The organism is Rhodobacter sp. Har01, assembly GCF_020564565.1.
GTDB lineage: Bacteria > Pseudomonadota > Alphaproteobacteria > Rhodobacterales > Rhodobacteraceae > Pseudogemmobacter.
Map to the genome: position 1 here is coordinate 281036 of NZ_JAJCTD010000002.1, position 18417 is coordinate 299452.

At 69.2% G+C, this 18417-nt stretch carries 15 protein-coding genes; 12 read left to right on the top strand and 3 right to left on the bottom strand.

The annotated features are described in order from the left end of the window. Nucleotides 1–2 precede the first annotated feature (2 nt). Nucleotides 3–623 (bottom strand): SCO family protein, encoded by a 621-nt coding sequence (locus LHP98_RS07125; RefSeq protein ID WP_227251828.1) that lies wholly within the window; start codon nucleotides 621–623, stop codon nucleotides 3–5. A 92-nt stretch (nucleotides 624–715) separates the two neighbouring features. Here LHP98_RS07125 and regB point away from each other — a divergent pair, with 92 nt between their 5' ends. From regB to LHP98_RS07185, 12 genes are all read left to right on the top strand, one after another. Next, entirely contained in the window at nucleotides 716–2107 is a 1392-nt protein-coding gene (gene regB / locus LHP98_RS07130; protein WP_227251829.1) for a sensor histidine kinase RegB, read from the top strand. A gap of 94 nt (nucleotides 2108–2201) precedes the next feature. Further along, nucleotides 2202–3773: a PAS-domain containing protein gene (locus LHP98_RS07135; protein WP_227251830.1), complete on the top strand. Its 1572-nt coding sequence runs from the start codon at nucleotides 2202–2204 to the stop codon at nucleotides 3771–3773. A 97-nt stretch (nucleotides 3774–3870) separates the two neighbouring features. Further along, on the top strand, nucleotides 3871–4344 hold the full coding sequence (tsaE, locus tag LHP98_RS07140) for a tRNA (adenosine(37)-N6)-threonylcarbamoyltransferase complex ATPase subunit type 1 TsaE (protein ID WP_227251831.1): 474 nt from the start codon (nucleotides 3871–3873) through the stop codon (nucleotides 4342–4344). Continuing rightward, a complete protein-coding gene (locus LHP98_RS07145) occupies nucleotides 4341–5354 on the top strand; it encodes an aminoglycoside phosphotransferase family protein (protein ID WP_227251832.1) in 1014 nt (337 codons plus the stop codon). The genes tsaE and LHP98_RS07145 overlap by 4 nt, the downstream gene beginning before the upstream one ends. Further along, complete coding sequence (locus tag LHP98_RS07150) at nucleotides 5336–6028, top strand: nucleotidyltransferase family protein (RefSeq protein ID WP_227251833.1); 693 nt, start codon at nucleotides 5336–5338, stop codon at nucleotides 6026–6028. The genes LHP98_RS07145 and LHP98_RS07150 overlap by 19 nt, the downstream gene beginning before the upstream one ends. Then, nucleotides 6025–8946 (top strand): double-strand break repair protein AddB, encoded by a 2922-nt coding sequence (gene addB, locus LHP98_RS07155; RefSeq protein WP_319638922.1) that lies wholly within the window; start codon nucleotides 6025–6027, stop codon nucleotides 8944–8946. The genes LHP98_RS07150 and addB overlap by 4 nt, the downstream gene beginning before the upstream one ends. Further along, on the top strand, nucleotides 8904–12248 hold the full coding sequence (addA, locus tag LHP98_RS07160) for a double-strand break repair helicase AddA (protein WP_227251834.1): 3345 nt from the start codon (nucleotides 8904–8906) through the stop codon (nucleotides 12246–12248). The genes addB and addA overlap by 43 nt, the downstream gene beginning before the upstream one ends. A 58-nt stretch (nucleotides 12249–12306) precedes the next feature. Continuing rightward, a complete protein-coding gene (trxA, locus tag LHP98_RS07165; RefSeq protein WP_227251835.1) occupies nucleotides 12307–12633 on the top strand; it encodes a thioredoxin in 327 nt (108 codons plus the stop codon). Between the two features lie 97 nt (nucleotides 12634–12730). Then, complete coding sequence (hslV, locus tag LHP98_RS07170; protein ID WP_227251836.1) at nucleotides 12731–13288, top strand: ATP-dependent protease subunit HslV; 558 nt, start codon at nucleotides 12731–12733, stop codon at nucleotides 13286–13288. Then, nucleotides 13285–14358 carry a hypothetical protein gene (locus tag LHP98_RS07175; RefSeq protein WP_227251837.1) on the top strand — a complete coding sequence of 358 codons (1074 nt, stop codon included), beginning with the start codon at nucleotides 13285–13287 and terminating at the stop codon, nucleotides 14356–14358. Before hslV ends, LHP98_RS07175 begins: the two co-directional genes overlap by 4 nt. Beyond that, nucleotides 14355–15656, top strand: a complete 1302-nt coding sequence (gene hslU, locus LHP98_RS07180; RefSeq protein WP_227251838.1) for an ATP-dependent protease ATPase subunit HslU — start codon at nucleotides 14355–14357, stop codon at nucleotides 15654–15656. Before LHP98_RS07175 ends, hslU begins: the two co-directional genes overlap by 4 nt. A gap of 38 nt (nucleotides 15657–15694) precedes the next feature. After that, the gene (locus tag LHP98_RS07185; protein WP_227251839.1) at nucleotides 15695–16819 is read left to right on the top strand and encodes an alpha/beta hydrolase; all 1125 of its coding nucleotides are present in this window, start codon (nucleotides 15695–15697) and stop codon (nucleotides 16817–16819) included. Here the strand turns inward: LHP98_RS07185 and LHP98_RS07190 are convergent. Together LHP98_RS07190 and LHP98_RS07195 are read right to left on the bottom strand one after the other, a co-directional pair. Then, nucleotides 16816–17388: a Smr/MutS family protein gene (locus LHP98_RS07190; RefSeq protein ID WP_227251840.1), complete on the bottom strand. Its 573-nt coding sequence runs from the start codon at nucleotides 17386–17388 to the stop codon at nucleotides 16816–16818. The two genes, LHP98_RS07185 and LHP98_RS07190, sit on opposite strands and share 4 nt — an antisense overlap. 3 nt (nucleotides 17389–17391) lie before the next feature. Continuing rightward, nucleotides 17392–18417, bottom strand: coding sequence for a murein transglycosylase A (locus LHP98_RS07195; protein ID WP_227251841.1), 1026 nt, complete (start codon nucleotides 18415–18417; stop codon nucleotides 17392–17394).

Below are 18417 nucleotides of genomic sequence, written 5' to 3' on the forward strand. Positions count from 1 at the left end.
TTTTACTGCGCGGCCGCTTCCAGGAAGCAACTGACGCCGGCGGCACGCTGGTCGGCCGGTGTGTCATGCTTGAAGAAATCCATGAAGCCAAGCCCCGGCAGCACCAGGTAGGTGAAGGCCGAATGATCGACCAGGTAGAACTCGGGGTCACCGTCCTGCTTCTTGAAGTAGGCCCGGTAGGCCTTGGCGGCGGCGGCGACCTGCGCTTCCGATCCGGTCAGACCGATGGCGCGCGGATGGATGTTGGAAGCGAAATCGCCCACCACCTTGGCGGTATCGCGGGCCGGGTCGATCGAGACGAAGACCAGGTTAACCTTGTGGCCCTGCTCTTCCAGGATATCGACGGCCTCGGCGTTCAGCGACATGTCCAGCGGGCAGACGTCGGGGCAGAAGGTATAGCCGAAGTAGACCAGCGTCGGCGCGGTGATCACGTCGGTGTCAGTGACGGTGCGGCCGTCCTTGTCGATCAGGGTGAAGGGTCCGCCGATATCGCCGCCGGCCGCGCCCGAGCGGCACTGGGCAAAGGCGTCGTCGCCGCCGCGCGGCCAGAGGGCATAGCCGGCCATTGCCCCAAGCGCCGCCGCCGCCACTGCGGCAGCCGCCAAAGCATAGAGTCTGGACATGCGTTCTTCCCTCTCCCCGCACCCGCCCGGCATTGATCGCGCCGCCGCGCACCCTTAACAAGGGCCAACAAGCTCTTAACGGCTGGACGTGCATGCAACAAGACGACAGTCAGGGCTTTCTCTTCGCCGAAGCCCGCAGCACCGGGGTGCGCCTGCGCACGCTGATCCAGTTGCGCTGGATGGCGATCGTGGGCCAGCTGGCGGCGATTGCCGTGGCAGACCGGTTCCTTCATCTGCAACTGCCGCTGGGCCTGAGCTTCATGGCGGTCGGGGCCTCGATCATTGCCAATCTGGTTTCGGTCTTTGTCTTCCCGGAAAACAAGCGCCTGACCGAGTTCGAGACGCTGTTGATGCTGCTGTTCGACCTGACGCAGCTGTCTTCGCTGATCTACCTTTCCGGCGGGCTGACCAACCCCTTCGCGCTGCTGATCCTGGCGCCGGTGACGATCTCGGCCAGCGCGCTTGGCCTGCGCACGACGCTGTTCCTGGGCGCCATGGCGGTGCTGTTCATCTCGGTCACCGGCTTTTTCAACCTGCCGCTGCGCAATGCCGACGGCAGCGTGCTTGAGATTCCGCCGATCCTGGAGTTCGGCTACTGGATCGCGATCATCGTCGGCATCCTGTTCCTGGGCCTGTATTCGCGCCGCGTGGCAACCGAGATGCGGGCGATGGCGGATGCGCTGCTGGCCACCCAGATGGCGCTGGCGCGGGAACAGAAGCTGACCGACCTGGGCGGCGTGGTCGCCGCGGCGGCACATGAGCTGGGCACGCCGCTGGCCACCATCAAGCTGGTCAGCGGCGAGTTGATGGAGGAACTGGACGAGGGGTCGGAGCTGTTCGACGACGCCCGGCTGATCCGCGAACAGGCCGACCGCTGCCGCGACATCCTGCGCAGCATGGGCCGCGCCGGGAAGGACGACCTGCAACTGCGCCAGGCCCCGCTGGGGGCCGTGCTGCGCGAGGCCGCCGAGCCGCATTCGGCGCGTGGCAAGACGCTGGTGTTCAACCTGCAGCCCGGCCCCGGCGGCGCCGACCGCCAGCCCACCGTGCTGCGCCGGCCCGAGATCATTCATGGCCTGCGCAACCTGATTCAGAATGCGGTGGACTTTTCCCGCACCACGGTCTGGATCGACGCCGAATGGGCCGAGCGCAACATCCTGGTGCGCATCGTCGACGACGGCGAGGGCTATCCGCCCAACGTCATCGGCCGCATCGGCGACCCCTTTGTCCGCTCGCGCCGGTCCGAGCAGGACCTGACCAAGCGCCCGGAATACGAAGGCATGGGCCTGGGCCTGTTCATCGCCAAGACGCTGCTGGAACGCTCGGGCGCGCAATTGACCTTCGCCAATGCCTCGGATCCGTTCCTGGCGCCCGACGAGCGGCCCGAACGTTGCGGCGCGGTGATCGAGGCGATCTGGCTTGCCGTCGACCTGCTGGCCCCTGCCGGATCGACCGGGGCACAGAATGCCCGGATCGAGGTCTGAACCGCCGCTGCGGTGTCACAGGGTTAATGGATTAACGATGCGTTAACCGACCGCGGGCTAGTCTGCCCGAAAGCCTTAGCGGGACGGACGGATCGTGTTTGACTGGACCTTTGCCTTCGGAATGGTGTTGACCGCCAGCCTGGTCGCGCTTGCCTCTGTCACCGTCGTCTCGGCGCTTTCGCGGCAAGGCCGGAAGCCGGCCGATTCGATCTTTACCCAGGCCACCCCGGCGACTGTCCTGCTGTTCGACGGCGACCGTCTTGTCGATGCCACCGCCTCTGGCCGCGCCTTGCTTGCCGCCGGGCTGGCGGGCGGCAAGGCCTGGCTGCAGGCGCTGGCCCGGCTGGAGCCGATGTTCCCCGGTCTGACCTTGCGGCTGGAAGGCCTGCAGCGGGAAGGCCGGTTCGTCCTGTGCTCTCGCGAGGACATCGAACCGCCGCTGGTCCTGCGGGCCGAGAACCTGGGCGGGCTGACCCGGCTGACCCTGGTCGATTCCGATGCCGAGCAGCGCCAGTCCGGCCCGGATGCGGCCGCCGAACTTGCGCTGCGCGAGGAAGCCGCCTCGATGCGCGACACCCTGACCCATCTGCCGCTGCTGATCTGGCATACCGCGCCCGACGGCCAGGTGACCTGGGCCAACGGCGCCTATATCCAGACCGCGATCGAACGGCTGGAGCCGGGGCAAGACCTGAACTGGCCGCTGCCGGCCCTGTTCGACCCGGTGACCGAGGACCTGGCCGCTCCGTTCCGGCGCAGCCTGCGTCTGGGCGAGGAGTTGCGCTGGTACGAACTGACCACGACGCCGCTGGACGGCCGCAGACTGCACGTTGCGCAGCCGGTGAACAAGCTGGTGCAGGCCGAAATGTCGCTGCGCGACTTCATGCAGACCCTGACCAAGACTTTCGCCCACCTGCCCATCGGCCTGGCGATCTTTGACCGCAACCGGGTGCTGCAGATCTTCAACCCCGCGCTGATCGACCTGACCGGCCTGCCGGCCGAATTCCTGATCGGCCGCCCCACCCTGTCGATGCTGCTGGACGCCATGCGCGAGAAATCCATGCTGCCGGAGCCGAAGGATTACCGCAGCTGGCGCAAGCAGATCGTCGATCTGGAAGAGGCCGCCGCCAAGGGTCTGTTCGAGGACACCTGGTCGCTGCCCTCGGGGCAGACCTACCGGGTGACCGGGCGACCGCACCCGAACGGCGCGCTGGCCTTTCTGTTCGAGGACATCTCCTCGGAAATGAGCCGCACCCGGCGCTATCGCGCCGATGTCGCGCTGGGCCGCGCGGTGATCGACGTGATCGACCAGCCGGTGGTGGTGTTCGCCCAGGACGGCAGCATGACGATGGCAAACCGCGCGGCGGTGGCGCTGTGGGGCCCGCCGCAGAACGGCCTGGGGCTTGACCTGCACGAACCCGATGCCGTGGCCACCTGGCGCAGTCTGACCGCGCCGACGCTGCTGTGGAACGACCTGGCCGATTATATCGGCACGATGGGCGCGCGCGAGCCCTGGGATGGCGAAGTCCGGCTCAAGGACGGGCGGCTGGTCGAATGCCGCGTGGCACCGTTGCCGGACGGGGCGACGATGGTCACCTTCCGGACGGTGCCGCAACCCACGCCGGCCCTGGGCGAGACCGGCGCCACAACGGCGGTGATGGTGGCCTGAGGCAGACCGCCGTTGGCGCGGCTTCAGGACGGGCCGGGCGCCGCGCCGGCCAGGCTTTCGTCTTGCGCTTGCCCCGGCCCCGGCTAGACTCGCGGCCATGCCGGCGGCCGGGGTTGCAGAGTTCCAGCTTGACGACGAGGAAGCCGCGCGCCGGTTCGGGGCGCGGCTGGGCCGGTGTCTGCGCCCGGGCGACACGCTGCTGCTGGAAGGCCCGGTCGGCGCGGGAAAGTCCCACATCGCCCGTGCCGCGATCCGTGCCCTGGCCGGCGCGGCAACCGAGGTGCCGTCACCCACCTTCACCCTGGTGCAGACCTATGACGGCCCAAGCTGCGAGATCTGGCATGCCGATCTTTACCGGCTGAGCAGTTCGGTCGAGGTCGCGGAACTGGGCCTGGCCGAGGCCATGGGCCGCGACATCGTGCTGATCGAATGGCCCGACCGGCTGGGCCTCGAGCAGCCGGCCGAGGCGATTCGCCTGAGGCTTGTGCTGCGGGGCGAAGGCCGCGAGGCGCAGCTGAGCGGCGCGCCGGCCCGCCTGATGACCTGCCTGATGCAGGAGGCCAGGCCATGACCGAGGCGCGGGACGCGGCGAAACAGGCCTTCCTGCGCGCGGCGGGCTGGGACCGGGCCGAGCGGCACCACCTGGCCGGAGATGCCTCGGCCCGGCGGTACGAACGGCTGGCCGGCGGCCTCGGCCGGGCCGTGCTGATGGACGCCCCGCCCGGTTCGGCCGACGACGCCCGCGATTTCCTGCGCATCGGCGCGCATCTGTCGTCGATCGGACTTTCGGCGCCGAAGGTGATGGCGGCCGACCCGGACCAGGGCTTCGTGCTGCTGGAGGACCTGGGCGACAGCCTTTTCACCCGCGTGCTGGCAGACGACCCGGCGCTGGAGCCCCGACTTGCCACCGCGGCGGTCGAGGTGCTGCTGCATCTTCAGCGCCACCCGCCGCCGCAGCCGGTGGCCGATCTTGCGGCCGCGGACTGGGCCGCGTCGGCCGGCCTCGCGCTGGACTGGTATGCCGGTGCCATCCTGGGCCTGGCGCCCGAAGCCGAGGCCTTTGCGGCCGCCCTGACCGCGGTTCTGCAGGCCGAGGCCGACGGCCCCCGCATCCTGATCCTGCGCGACTACCACGCCGGCAACCTGATCTGGCTGCCAGAACGGAGGGGTCTGGCGCGGGTGGGCCTGCTGGATTTCCAGGCCGCGCAGATGGGGCAGCCGGCCTATGACCTGGTCTCGCTGCTGCAGGACGCTCGCCGCGATGTCCTGCCCGCGGTCGAGACCGAAGGGATCGCCCGGTTTGCCATGGGCGCAGGTGTCCTTGTGACCGATCTGGCGCCGGCCTATGCGGCCTTGGGCGCGCTGCGGGCCTTGCGGATTCTGGGGGTCTTCGCGCGGCTTTGCCTGGCCGAGGGAAAACCGCAGTACCTGGATCATGCGCCGCGGGTCTGGGGCCAGTTGCAGCGCAACCTCGGGCATCCGGCGCTGGCCCGGCTGCGCCAGATCTGCGATCGGCTGTTGCCGCCGGCCACGCCGGAGAACCTAGCAAGGATCAGGTCGCAATGTCCCGCCTTCCGTTGATGCTGTTCGCGGCGGGTTTCGGCACGCGGATGCGCGCTTTGACCGTTGCGCGGCCGAAACCGCTGATCCCGGTCAACGGCCGGCCCCTGCTGGATCGGGCGCTGGATCTGGCCGAAGCGGCGGGCTGCGCGCCGGTGGTGGTGAACGTGCATTACCTCGGCGGTCAGATCGTCGACCACCTGGCCGGGCGGGCCGGGGTGGAGATCAGCGACGAGCGGGACGAAATACTGGACACCGGCGGCGGGCTGCGGGCCGCGCTGCCGATGCTGGGAGGCGGGCCGGTGATGACGCTGAACCCCGATGCCGTCTGGCGGGGGGCCAATCCGCTGCACCTGCTGCGCCGGGCCTGGGACCCCGCCCGGATGGATGCGCTGCTCATGGTCAAGGACCGGGTGGCCGTGCACGGCCGCATCGGCCGGGCGGATTTCGCCGTTGACGCCACCGGCCGGATCACCCGCGCCGCCGATGAGACGGGCGTGGTCTACCTGGGCGCGCAGATCCTGCGGACCGAAGGACTAGCCGAGATCCCCGAGCAGGTCTTCTCGTTGAATCGCCTGTGGGACGGGATGATCGCCGCCGGCCGGGCCTTTGCCCTGCCCTATCCCGGCGACTGGTGCGACGTGGGCAGCCCCGAGGGCCTGGCGCAGGCCGAAGCCCTGCTGGGAGAGCCATGATGTTCGCCGGCCATGGCCCGCATGTGCTGGCCCTGCCGCCGGGCGCCGATTTTCCCCGGCGCCTGGCCGATGGCCTGCTGCGCCGCCTGGCCGGCCAGCCGCCCGAGGCGCTGGCGCGGGTGACGGTCTTTCTGAACACCCAGCGCATGCGCCGCCGCCTGCGCGAGGCATTTGCCGCAAGGGGCGCCACCTTCCTGCCCCGCCTGCGGCTGGTCACCGAACTGGGCGGCGATCCGCTGCTGTGCGGCACGGCGCCGGGGGTTTCGTCACTGGGGCGGCGGCTGGAGCTGGTGGTATTGATCGACCGGATGCTGCGCGCCGACGCCTCGCTGGCGCCGCGGCGGGCAATGTTCGACCTGGCCGACAGCCTGGCCGCCCTGATGGACGAGATGCGGGCCGAAGGCGTTGTGCCCGAGGCGGTGGCGCGGCTGGACGTGCAAGGCCATGCCGAGCACTGGGCCCGCAGCCAACGCTTTCTGGCGCTGGTCGACCGCTATTTCGCGGCCGGCAGCCCGCCGGATGCCGAGGCCCGTCTGCGCGCCGCGACCGAAGCGCTGATTGCCGAATGGCAGACCCGTCCGCCCGAAGGTCCGGTGATCCTGGCCGGCTCTACCGGGTCTCGGGGCACCACGGCCTTGTTGATGCGGGCGGTGGCGGGGCTGCCACAAGGGGCGCTGGTGCTGCCGGGGTTCGATTTCGACCTTCCGCCCGAAGTCTGGGACGGCATGGCCGATGCGATGGGCCATGAGGACCACCCGCAGTACCGGTTTCGGCGGCTGATGGATGCGCTGGGCATCGGGCCGCAGGGGATTTTGCCGTGGGACGAGGCCGCCGCGCCCGATCCGGCCCGGAACCGGCTGATCTCGCTTTCCCTGCGGCCGGCACCGGTGACCGACCAGTGGATCACCGAAGGCGCCTGGCTGACCGACTTGCCGGGCGCGACAGCCGGCCTGACCCTGCTTGAGGCGCCGAACCCGCGGGCCGAGGCGCAGGCGATTGCGCTGCGGCTGCGGCAGGCGGTGGAAGACGGCCAGAGCGCGGCCCTGATCTCGCCCGACCGCGATCTGACCCGCCGGGTGGCCGCGGCGCTGGACCGCTGGGGGCTGGTGCCGGACGATTCGGCCGGGCGGCCGCTGTTGCATACGCCTCCGGGTCGTTTGCTGCGGCTGGTGTCGCGGGCGATGGGGCGGGCGTTGCGCGGCGACGACCTGATGGCGCTGCTCAAGCATCCGCTGGCGTTTTCGGGCGCCGGGCGGGGCGCGCACCTGCTGCTGACCCGCGACCTGGAACTGGAGTTGCGCCAGAACGGCCCGGCCTTCCCCGACGCGGGGTTCCTGCGCGCCTGGGCGGCGGGGCGGGATGTGGCCTGGGGTGAGGCCGTGGCGGCAGTGCTGGACGGGCTGCGCGACGCCGCAGAGGCGCCGCTGCCGCTGCTGATCGCCCGCCACCGGGCGGCAACCGAGGCCTTGGCGCGCGGCGCGGATTGGGCGGCGGCCGGCGATTCGCCCTGGGACAAGGCGGCCGGTGTCGAGGCGCTGCTGGCGATCACGGAGTTTCAGGCCGAGGCGCCGGAAGCCTGCGCGCTGACGCCCGCCGACTATGCGGCGCTGCTGGACGGTGTGCTGGGCCAAAGGGCTGTGCGAGAGACTGTTTTGGCTGATGAAAGGGTGCAGATCCTGGGGCCGCAGGAGGCGCGGGTGCAGGGCGCCGACCTGGTGATCCTGGCCGGGCTGAACGAGGGCATCTGGCCCGCCCAGCCCGCGCCGGACCCCTGGCTGAACCGGCGGATGCGGGCCGAGGCGGGCTTGTTGCTGCCGGAACGGCGGATCGGACTGTCGGCGCACGACTACCAGATGGCGGCCGCCGCGCCGCAGGTGGTTCTCAGCCGTGCGCTGCGGGATGCCGAGGCAGAGACGGTGCCCTCACGCTGGCTCAACCGCGTGGCGAACCTCTTGTCGGGGCTGCCGCAGGGGCAGGGGCCGCAGGCCCTGGCCGCGATGCGGGCGCGCGGCGAGGCGCTGTTGGCGCTGGCCATCGCGTCGGAGCGGCCGCTGCCGGGCGCACCGGCGCATCGCCCGGCGCCACGGCCTCCGGTGCCTTTGCGGCCAAGGAAGCTGTCGCTGACCGAGGTGGAAACGCTGATCCGCGACCCCTACGCGATTTATGCCAAGCACCTGCTGCGGCTGCGCCCGCTGAACCCGTTGCGGGCCGAAGCCGATGCGCGGCTGCGCGGCGAGGTGATGCATCTGGTGATGGAGCGCCTGCTGAAGGGCGGCCCGCTGCCCGTCGAAACGCAACTGGCCGTGGCCCGGCTGGTGGCGATTTGTGACACTGTTCTTGCCGAAACCGTGCCATTTCCCGTGGCGCGTGCGGCCTGGCGCGCGCGGATCGCGCGGATTGCGCGGCCGCTGGTCGAGGCGCTGGCGCAGGACGGCGGCACGCCGGTTCTGCTGGAAGAGAAACACGGGATCGAGGTGCCAGGTCTGGGATTCACGCTGGTCGGCAAGCCGGACCGGATTGACCTGTTGCCGGACGGCGGCTTGCGGATCGTTGACTACAAGACCGGGGCTCCGCCATCGGCCAAGCAGCAGGACCATTTCGCCAAGCAACTGCTGCTGGCGGCGGTGATGGCCAGCCTGGGGGGCTTTCCGGGTCTGGAAGGCTGTCCGGTGCGGAAGATCGTCTATCAGGGTCTGGGAAGCGGGCTGAAGGCCGAGCCGAAGGATCTGGACGACGACCTGATCAGGGCGGCCCTGGAGGAATTCCGGGTGCTGATCCGGGCCTACCAGAGCCCGGCCAAGGGATATACCTCGCGGCGGGCGACGTTCGACATGAAATGGCCGGGAGACTACGACGATCTTGCCCGGCATGGCGAATGGGACGCGACCCAGGATCCCAAGCCGGAGGATGTGGATTGAGCATTGCCAGTGACGCATCCCGCGCGCAGATCGCGGCGGCGGACCCAGGCTCGAACGTCTGGCTGGTGGCCAATGCGGGGTCGGGCAAGACCCGGGTGCTGACCGACCGGGTGGCGCGGCTGCTGCTGCGCGGGGTGGATCCGCAGAACATCCTGTGCCTGACCTATACCAAGGCGGCGGCGGCCGAGATGCAGAACCGGCTGTTCAAGCGGCTGGGCGAATGGGCGATGGCCACGGATGGCGCGTTGCGTGACAGTCTGGCAACCTTGGGCGAAGGCGGATTGCCTGAAGAGCAGCTGCGGCGGGCGCGGCAATTGTTCGCGCGGGCGATCGAGACGCCGGGGGGCATTCGCATCCAGACGATCCACAGCTTTGCCGGCAGTCTGCTGCGGCGGTTTCCGCTTGAGGCCGGGGTGGCCCCGGGCTTTCAGGAGATCGAGGACCGCAGCGCCGCGCAATTGCGGGCCGATGTGTTGGAGGAAATGGCCGAGGGGCCCGATGCAGCGCTGCTGGTCGCGGTGCTGGAGGAGTCTGGCGAAGACCTCGACCGGCTGACGAAGCTGATCGTCGGGAAGAAAGTGGCCTTTGCCGGCGAGACGGATGAGGCAGCGCTGCGCTCGGCCTTCGGCCTGCCGACAGGGTTTGGCGAGGCGGACCTATTGGCGCAGGTATTCCTGGGCGGCGAGGCGGCGCTGGTCGAGGACCTGCTCGCCGTGCTTGCGGGCGGCTCGGCCAAGGACCTGGGCGCGGCAGATGTCTTGCGCCCGGTTCGGCCATTTTCGGCAACGTTAGAGACGATTCAGGCCTTTGAGGACGCGTTCCTTTTCAAGGCGACGAAAGACCCGGCAAAGTCTTTCACGGCCAAGATCGGGGACTTTCCCACAAAGGACACTCGGGCGCGGTTCGCGGCGCGGATGGCGGCGCTGGAAGGCCTGATGACTCGGGTCGAGGCGGCGCGGCCGCTGCGGCTGGCGCTGGCGGCGGCGGGGGCCACGGCGCGGCTGCATAGGTTCGCGCGCGGCTTTCTGCGGCGATATGAGGCGGCGAAGGCGGCGCGGGGGTGGCTGGACTTTGACGACCTGATCCTGCGGGCGACCGACGTGCTGACCGACCCACGGGTGGCGCCCTGGGTGCTGTACCGGCTGGATGGCAGCCTGGACCATGTTCTGGTGGACGAGGCGCAGGACACCAGCCCCGGGCAATGGCGCATCGTCGAGGCGCTGACGGCGGAATTCACCGCCGGCGAAGGCGCGCGGCGCGACCCGCGGTCGCTGTTCGTGGTGGGCGACAAGAAGCAGTCGATCTATTCCTTCCAGGGCGCGAATGTGGCCGCATTCGACACTGTGAAGGCGGAATTCGAAGGGCGGTTCGCGGCGGCGGGCGGGCCATTGGTCGAACTGCCCTTGCAGCATTCGTTCCGGTCGGCCTCGGCGATCCTGGGCCTGGTGGACCGGGTGTTCGAGGGGGCACCCCCGGCGGCCCTGGGGGGGGCGTTCCGGCATCTGGCGTTCCATGACGCGATGCCGGGGCGGGTGGACCTTTGGCCCGTGGCGCCCAAGCCGGCCGAGCCGGACAAGGGGGTCTGGTACGATCCGGTCGATCTGAAGGCCGAGGATGACGCGAGTGTCGTGCTGGCGCGGCGGATCGCGGCAGAGATCGGCCGGATGATCCGCGAGGGGGTGCAGATCCCCGACAAGGAGACGGTGCGGCCGGTGCGGGCGGGGGATTTCCTGATCCTGGTGCAGCGGCGGCACGACATCTTCTTCGAGATCATCCGGGCCTGCAAGGCCGAGGACCTGCCGATCGCCGGGGCGGACCGGATGGTGCTGACCAAGGAACTGGCAGTGCGCGACGTGCTGGCGCTGCTGGCGTTCCTGAACACGCCCGAGGATGACCTGGCGCTGGCCACCGCGCTGCGGTCTCCGCTGTTCGGCTGGTCGGAGAAACGGCTGTTTCAGCTTGCACAGGGTCGAAAAGGCTGGCTGTGGGAGGCGCTGCGGAACCATCCTGACGGCGGCGAGACCGTCGCGGTGCTGCACGACCTGCGCGACCGGGCCGAGTTCCTGCGGCCCTATGAGCTGATCGAGCGGTTGCTGACGCGGCATGGGCGGCGACCGATGATCCTGGGGCGGATGGGCGTCGAGGCAGCCGAAGCGCTGGACGAGTTGCTGGCGCAGGCGCTGGCCTATGAACGCGCCGAGGCGCCCTCGCTGACCGGATTCCTGGCCTGGATGGCGGCGGGCGAGGTCGAGGTGAAGCGGCGCCCCGAGGCCGAGGGCGGGCTGATCCGGGTGATGACGGTGCATGGCGCCAAGGGGCTGGAGGCGCCGGTGGTGATTCTGCCCGAAACGGCGGACCGCAAGCTTGAGGATCGGGATGCGATCCTGACGCTGCCGGACGGGGTGCCGGTCTGGGCGGGGCGCGCGGCGGACAATCCGCCGGTGGTGGCGGCCGCAAAGGAAGCCCGCAAGGCAGCGCGCGAGGAAGAGAACCTGCGGCTGCTCTATGTGGCTCTGACAAGGCCGAAATGCTGGCTGATCGTGGCCGGTGCGGGGGAATGCGGCGCGCCCTCGTGGTACGGGATGATCGACAGGGCGGCCGGAATGCTGCCGTTTGTCGAAGGGGCCGGGGGCGTGCGGCGGTTGCAAGTGGGCGACTGGCCGAAAGAGGCCCGGGTCGAGGCGCCACCGCCGCAGGACGTTTCGCTGCCGGACTGGGTCGGGCGACCGGCCTTGCCGCCACCGGCGGGGGTGGTCGAGCTGTCGCCCTCGGGCCTGGGGGGCGACAAGGTGCTGGCGGCGGAACCGCCGGTGCTGCCGGGGGGCGATCCGTTGCTGCGCGGCAGCCTGCTGCACCTGCTGCTGGAGCATCTGCCGGGGCGACCGCAAGGCGACTGGGCGGCGCTGGCCGAGCGGATCGGGGCACAGGATGTGCTGGCCGAGGCGGCGGGGATTCTGTCGGAATCGTCTCTGTGCTGGCTTTTCGGGCCGGGGACTCAGGCCGAGGTGTCGGTTCTGGTGCCCTGGAATGGAACACGGCTGAGCGGAAACATCGACCGGCTGGTGGTGACGCCCGACGTGGTGACCGTGGTCGACTTCAAGTCGAACGCGGCGATTCCGGCGCGGGCGGAGGAGGTGCCAGAGAGCTATCTCAGGCAGCTGGGGGCCTATGCGCTGGCGCTGGAGGGCATCTATCCGGGGCGGCGGATCGACACGGCGATCCTTTGGACCAGGGGGCCACAACTGATGCGCATTCATCGCGACATCGTGAGGGAGGCCCTGGGGCGAGCCGCTATCCCTTGACGAGTCCGGGGGCGGTCCATAGGTTTCGCAGCCGACCCTTTCCCGCAGGAGAACCGCCATGGGCGCTGCCACCGTCGCCGTCACCGACGCCACCTTCGATGCCGAGGTCCGCAAATCGGACGTGCCGGTGGTGGTGGATTTCTGGGCCGAATGGTGCGGCCCCTGCCGGATGATCGGCCCGGCGCTGGAGGAACTGGCCGAGCAATACGCCGGCAAGGTGAAGATCGTGAAGGTCAACGTGGACGAGAACCCGGACAGCCCGGCAATGCTGGGCGTGCGGGGCATCCCGTCGCTGTTCCTGTTCAAGGACGGCCAGGTGGTTTCGAACAAGGTCGGTGCGGCGCCCAAGGCGGCGCTGGAGACCTGGATCAAGTCGGCGATCTGAGCCGAGTCAAAGGCTGTGCCAAGGGCGGGTCCGGAAGGCCCGCCCTTTTGTTTTGGCCAAGGTCCGGCCATATAGGGGCGGAACGACGGAGGCGCGGATGGCCGAAGACAAATTTCCCGGCTGGCACGGCACGACGATTCTGGCGGTGCGGCGGGGCGGCGAGGTGGTGGTGGCCGGCGACGGGCAGGTGAGCCTGGGGCAGACCGTCATCAAGGGCACGGCGCGCAAGGTGCGGCGCCTGTCTCCGGGTGGCAAGGATGTGGTCTGCGGCTTTGCCGGCAGCACGGCGGATGCCTTCACCCTGCTGGAGCGGCTGGAAAAGAAGCTTGAGGCGGCTCCGGGGCAGTTGGCGCGGGCCTGCGTGGACCTGGCCAAGGACTGGCGGATGGACAAGTACCTGCGCAATCTCGAGGCCATGCTGATTGTCACCGACGGCGAGGCGCTGTTCGTGATCACCGGCGCGGGCGATGTGCTGGAGCCGGAGCATGAAGTGGCCGCCATCGGGTCGGGCGGGAATTTCGCGCTGGCGGCCGCACGGGGGCTGATGGAGAGCGATCTTTCGGCCGAGGCGGTGGCGCGCAAGGCAATGGCGATTGCGGCGGATATCTGTGTCTATACCAACGGCAATCTGACGGTGGAGACCATCCGCAAATGACCGCTGAAGACCTGCGGGCCGCAGTGGCGGCTGGGATCGTGGACGAGGCGCAGGCGGCAAAGCTGCGGGTGCTGGTCGAGGCGCGGGCGGGGCACCGGCAGGCGATGCCGTCCGAGGATGAGCCGTTCGAGTTCTTTCGCGGGTTCTCCGAGATCTTCATCTCGATCGGCCTGGTGATCCTGCTGACGGGCGTGACGATGATGCTGGCCTGGTTCGGCGGGTTCGGCCTGCTGGTGGCGGTGCCGCTGATCACGGCGGGCATTGCCTGGTGGTGGGCGGGGTATTTCACCCTGCGGCGGCGGATGACCTTGCCGTCGATGGTGCTGGCCACGGCCTTTGGCGTGGGGCTGGCGATCTTTGCGGTGACGGTGCTGGAGCAGATGGATGTCGGCGCGCGGATGGCCGGGGTCTTGGCCTTCGCGCTGCCCTCGGCCGGGATGGTGCTGTGGTATCGGCGGTTCCGGCTGCCGTTTGCGGCCTTTCTGACCGGAGGGTTCGTGCTGGGCGCGATCTATGCCTTCACCGCATCCACCGCGAACCTGACCGGGATGATGAGCGGGGCGTCGGGCTTTGACGGGCTGTTCGACCTGCGCGAAAGCCCGGCCTTTGCCACGGCGACACTGGTGTTCGGGATTGGCGCCTTTCTGGTGGGGATGTGGTTCGACACCCGCGATCCGCACCGGCTGGGCCGGCACGCGGCGACGGCGTTCTGGTGCCACCTGCTGGCGGCGCCGGCCTTGGTGAACACGGTGGCGGTGACGCTGCTCAACAGCGGCGGCGGGCAGGGGATCGGGATGCTGAGCCTGGCGCTGGTGGTGATCACCATCCTGGCGCTGGTGATCGACCGTCGGTCGTTCCTGACCGCGGCGATCGTCTATATCGCGGTGGTGATCAGCTGGTTTGCCGGCGACGCGCAGGATTTCGGGAGCTGGATCTTCATCCTGATCGCGCTGGGCGCCCTGATCACCGGCATCGGCACCTGGTGGGTGCAGTTGCGCGCCTTTGTGATGAAGGTGCTGCCGAACTTTCCCGGCAAGGACCGCTTGCCGCCCTATGCGAGGCCCGAATGACTGATCTGACGCCACGGGAAATCGTCTCGGAACTGGACAGGTTCATCATCGGCCAGAACGACGCCAAGCGCGCCGTCGCGGTGGCCTTGCGCAACCGCTGGCGGCGCAAGCGCCTGGGCGACGATCTGCGCGACGAGGTTTACCCCAAGAACATCCTGATGATCGGACCAACCGGGGTGGGCAAGACCGAGATCAGCCGGCGGCTGGCCAAGCTGGCCCGCGCGCCGTTCCTGAAGGTGGAAGCGACCAAGTTCACCGAGGTGGGCTATGTCGGCCGCGACGTGGACAGCATCATCCGCGATCTGGTGGATGTCGGCATCAACGACACCCGCGCCCGGATGCGCGAAGAGGTGCGCGACCGCGCGCGGCGGGCGGCCGAGGACCGGGTGATCGAAGCGCTGGCCGGCACCGATGCGCGGCCGGGAACGCGCGAGTCGTTCCGGGGCAAGCTGAAGCGCGGCGAGATGGACGACACGATGATCGAGATCGAGGTCATCGAGCCGGGGCCGCAGATGCCGATGATGGGCGGTGGCGGGCCGGGGATGGAAATGCAGATGCAGGGCCTGCAAGACCTGTTCAAGGCCTTCGGCAACCGCGGCACCCGCAAGCGGATGACGGTTTCGCAAAGCTATGACGTGCTGATCGGGCAAGAGGCGGACAAGCTTCTGGACGACGAGGCCGTGCGCGCGGCGGCGCTGGAGGCAGTGCAGGAAAACGGCATCGTCTTTCTGGACGAGATCGACAAGATCTGTGCCCGGGCCGAGACGCGGGGGGCGGATGTGTCGCGCGAAGGCGTGCAGCGCGACCTGCTGCCGCTGATCGAGGGGACGACGGTTTCCACCAAGTACGGGCCGGTCAAGACCGACCACATCCTGTTCATCGCCAGCGGCGCGTTCCACATTGCCAAGCCGTCGGACCTGCTGCCGGAATTGCAGGGGCGGTTGCCGATCCGGGTGGAGCTGCAGCCCCTGACCGAGGCCGATTTCGTGCGCATCCTGACCGAGACCGACAATGCGCTCACCCGGCAATACGCCGGGCTGATGGGCACCGAAGCGGTGGCGGTGACCTTCACCGAAGGCGGCATCGCGGCGATTGCACGGATCGCAGCCGAGGTGAACCGCAGCATCGAGAACATCGGCGCGCGGCGGCTGTACACGGTAATGGAGCGGGTGTTCGAGGAGTTGTCCTTCACCGCCCCCGACCGTGGCGGCGAAGAGGTCGTCGTGGACGAAGGCTTTGTCGAAAAGAACGTCGGCGCATTGTCACGGTCGGCGGATATTTCGCGCTACGTGCTCTGAGCCTTGCCTTGCGGCGGCTGCGGGGCGAGAAAGGTCGCATGAGACTGCTGTTGCCGCTGTTCACCGCGCTGGCGCTGATCGCCTGCTCTCCTCGGGGAGAGTTCGTGCGACTGGACCAGATTCCGCCCGAGAAGGCCGCAACGGCCTCGGATGCGGGGGTGCGCGAAGTGGTCTTCGTGGGAACCTCGCGCGAGAAGGATGCCGGCGAATTCGGCTTTGGCCGGTCGGATACGGCAAGCTTCCTGCGCTATGACATCCTGGTGCCCTTCGACCGCCCGGTGGGCGAGGTGACCTGGCCCGGAAGCGCCCGCAGCGCCGACCCGATGACCGACTTCCTGACGCTGGCCGATGTGGAATACGCAGATGCCAAGGGCTTTCGGGCCGAGTTGAAGGGTGCCATGGCCCGGCGCGGGCAGCGTGACGTGGTGATCTACGTTCACGGCTTCAACAACACCATGGCCGAAAGCGTCTATCGCGTGGCGCAGATGCACTATGACCTGAAGGTGCCGGGGATCGCGGTGCATTACGCCTGGCCCAGCCGCGGATCGGCGCTGGGCTATGTCTATGACCGCGATTCCGCGCTGTTCGGCCGCGACGGGCTGGAAGACCTGATGGCCCAGGTGGCACAGGCAGGGGCGAACCGCATCATCATCGTGGCGCATTCGATGGGCGGTGCTGTGGCGATGGAGACGCTGCGGCAAGCTGCCATCCGGGGCGACAGGCGGGTGATGAGCCACATCGGCGGGGTGGTGCTGATCTCGCCCGATCTGGATGTCGATCTGTTCCGGGCCCAGGCGCGGGCGATGGGTTCGCTGCCGCAGCCGTTCCTGATCTTTGGCAGCCGGAAGGACACCATCCTGAACATCTCGTCCAAGATCGCGGGCGCGCCGGATCGGTTGGGCAACCTCAAGGACCTGACGCCGCTGGCCGATCTGGAACTGACCTATTTCGATACGGCCGCCTACAACGAGGGCGCCGGGCATTTCAACCTGGGCACCTCGCCGGCGCTGATCAAGCTTCTGGGCGGGATCGCCAACCTGGACGCGGCCTTTTCGGCCGAAGCCAGCCGCCGGGTGGGCCTGTTGCCGGGCGTGGTGCTGACGGTGCGAAGCGCGACCGGGATCATCCTGGCGCCGGTCGAGGCGGTGGCCACCGGGCGCTAGCGGCGGCGGAGGTAGACGTAGAACGCACCCTCGCCGCCGTGCTTGAGGTGGGCCTCGGCGACCTGCAGCACCGCCTGCCCCAGCGGCGGCAGGCGCAGCCAGTGCGGCACCTGGTGGCGCAGCGCGCCGGTCGGGCGGGGAATCGGCTCGAACATGGCGCGGCCCTTGCCGGTGATCACCAGTACAAGGCGCACACCCTGGCCTTGGGCGTTCAGGATGAAGCGGATCAGCTCGGGGTGCGCCTCGGCCAGGGTCATTCCGTGCAGGTCAAGCCGGGCCTCGGGGGCCAGCTTGCCGCGGGTCATCCGGGCGTGTGTCTTGGCGTCCATCTTCAGGCCGTGCGTCGTGGCAAGGGGCGCCAGGTCGTGCGGACGGGCAGCCGGTGCGCGTTCTCCCAGACGAAAGTGCGGCAGCCGCGATTGCGCGGGAAGCTTCGGCTCCTCCGCCGCCAGGGGTGGGGTTGCCGTCTCGGGCAGCGGCAGATGCGGGTTGTGCATCGGGCGCGCGGTGCGGGCGACGGCCTGCCACAACTCGGCTTCGTCCGGCCGCAAGAGACGCCGGCGCGGCATGGATCAAAGGTCCGTCAGCATGGCATAGGCGCGGTCGATGGGCAGCAGCAGCACCATGCGGCCGCCATCCTTGACCTCGCCGGCCGCCTCACCCGCGGCGGCACCGAAGCCGTAGAAGATGTCGGCCCGCTGGGCACCCTTGATCGCGCCGCCGGTATCCTGCGCGACCATCAGGCGGTTCAGCGGCAGGCGGCCCGCCTTCTCGATCCAGACCGGGGCGCCCAGGGGGGTGAAGGCCGGGTCCACCGCCAGCGACCGCAGCGGCGTGATCGAGCGGCCCATGGCGCCGATGGGGCCCTTGTCGGCCGGCAGGTTCTTGAGCTTGCGGAAGAATATGTACGACGGGTTGTGGTTCAGAAGGTCGTCCCCGAGGCCCGGGTTGCGGCGCACCCAGGCGGCAATGACCTGGGCCGAAACCTCATGCGCGGACATCAGCCCGCGGCGCACCAGCTCCTGCCCGACCGAGCGGTAGGCGTGGCCGTTGCGCCCGGCATAGCCGACGCGGATCACCGCGCCGTCGGGCATGCGGATGCGCCCCGAGCCCTGGATGTGCAGGAAGAACACCTCAACCGGATCGTCCAGCCAGGCGATTTCCAGCCGGCGGCCGCGCAGCGCGCCGGATTCGATCTGCTGGCGCGTCAGGTAGACGGTGCCGTCCTTCAACTCGGGCGGGCGGCGGTAGATCGGCCAGGCATAGCGTGAGGTGCGGACAGGCGAGCCGGTCAGTTCGGGTTCATAATAGCCGGTGAACAGGGCGGGCGGGTCGCCCAGGATCACCGGCTTGAAGAACAGCTCGAAAAAGGCGCGGGCCGAGTCGTCGTCGGCCGGCACGTCGCGGGCCAGCGCGCAGAGCGGGCGCCAGTCGGGGGCGTCCAGCCCGTCACAGGTGTCCAGAAAGGCCGCAAGCGCCTGCGCCTGGCCATCCTGCTGCCAGCCCGCAAGGGATTCGAAATCGACAATCTCGGCCCGGGTGGGCCCGGCGGCCATCACCGCCACCAGAAACGCGAGGCTGCGGAGAAGGCCGGCCAT

Coding starts and splice junctions, on each gene's coding strand:
- LHP98_RS07125 (WP_227251828.1), bottom strand. CDS start 623: ATGTCCAGACTCTATGCTTTGGCGGCTGCCGCAGTGGCGGCGGCGGCG.
- regB (WP_227251829.1), top strand. CDS start 716: ATGCAACAAGACGACAGTCAGGGCTTTCTCTTCGCCGAAGCCCGCAGC.
- tsaE (WP_227251831.1), top strand. CDS start 3,871: ATGCCGGCGGCCGGGGTTGCAGAGTTCCAGCTTGACGACGAGGAAGCC.
- LHP98_RS07145 (WP_227251832.1), top strand. CDS start 4,341: ATGACCGAGGCGCGGGACGCGGCGAAACAGGCCTTCCTGCGCGCGGCG.
- LHP98_RS07150 (WP_227251833.1), top strand. CDS start 5,336: ATGTCCCGCCTTCCGTTGATGCTGTTCGCGGCGGGTTTCGGCACGCGG.
- addB (WP_319638922.1), top strand. CDS start 6,025: ATGATGTTCGCCGGCCATGGCCCGCATGTGCTGGCCCTGCCGCCGGGC.
- addA (WP_227251834.1), top strand. CDS start 8,904: ATGGGACGCGACCCAGGATCCCAAGCCGGAGGATGTGGATTGAGCATT.
- trxA (WP_227251835.1), top strand. CDS start 12,307: ATGGGCGCTGCCACCGTCGCCGTCACCGACGCCACCTTCGATGCCGAG.
- hslV (WP_227251836.1), top strand. CDS start 12,731: ATGGCCGAAGACAAATTTCCCGGCTGGCACGGCACGACGATTCTGGCG.
- LHP98_RS07175 (WP_227251837.1), top strand. CDS start 13,285: ATGACCGCTGAAGACCTGCGGGCCGCAGTGGCGGCTGGGATCGTGGAC.
- hslU (WP_227251838.1), top strand. CDS start 14,355: ATGACTGATCTGACGCCACGGGAAATCGTCTCGGAACTGGACAGGTTC.
- LHP98_RS07185 (WP_227251839.1), top strand. CDS start 15,695: ATGAGACTGCTGTTGCCGCTGTTCACCGCGCTGGCGCTGATCGCCTGC.
- LHP98_RS07190 (WP_227251840.1), bottom strand. CDS start 17,388: ATGCCGCGCCGGCGTCTCTTGCGGCCGGACGAAGCCGAGTTGTGGCAG.
- LHP98_RS07195 (WP_227251841.1), bottom strand. CDS start 18,417: ATGGCCGGCCTTCTCCGCAGCCTCGCGTTTCTGGTGGCGGTGATGGCC.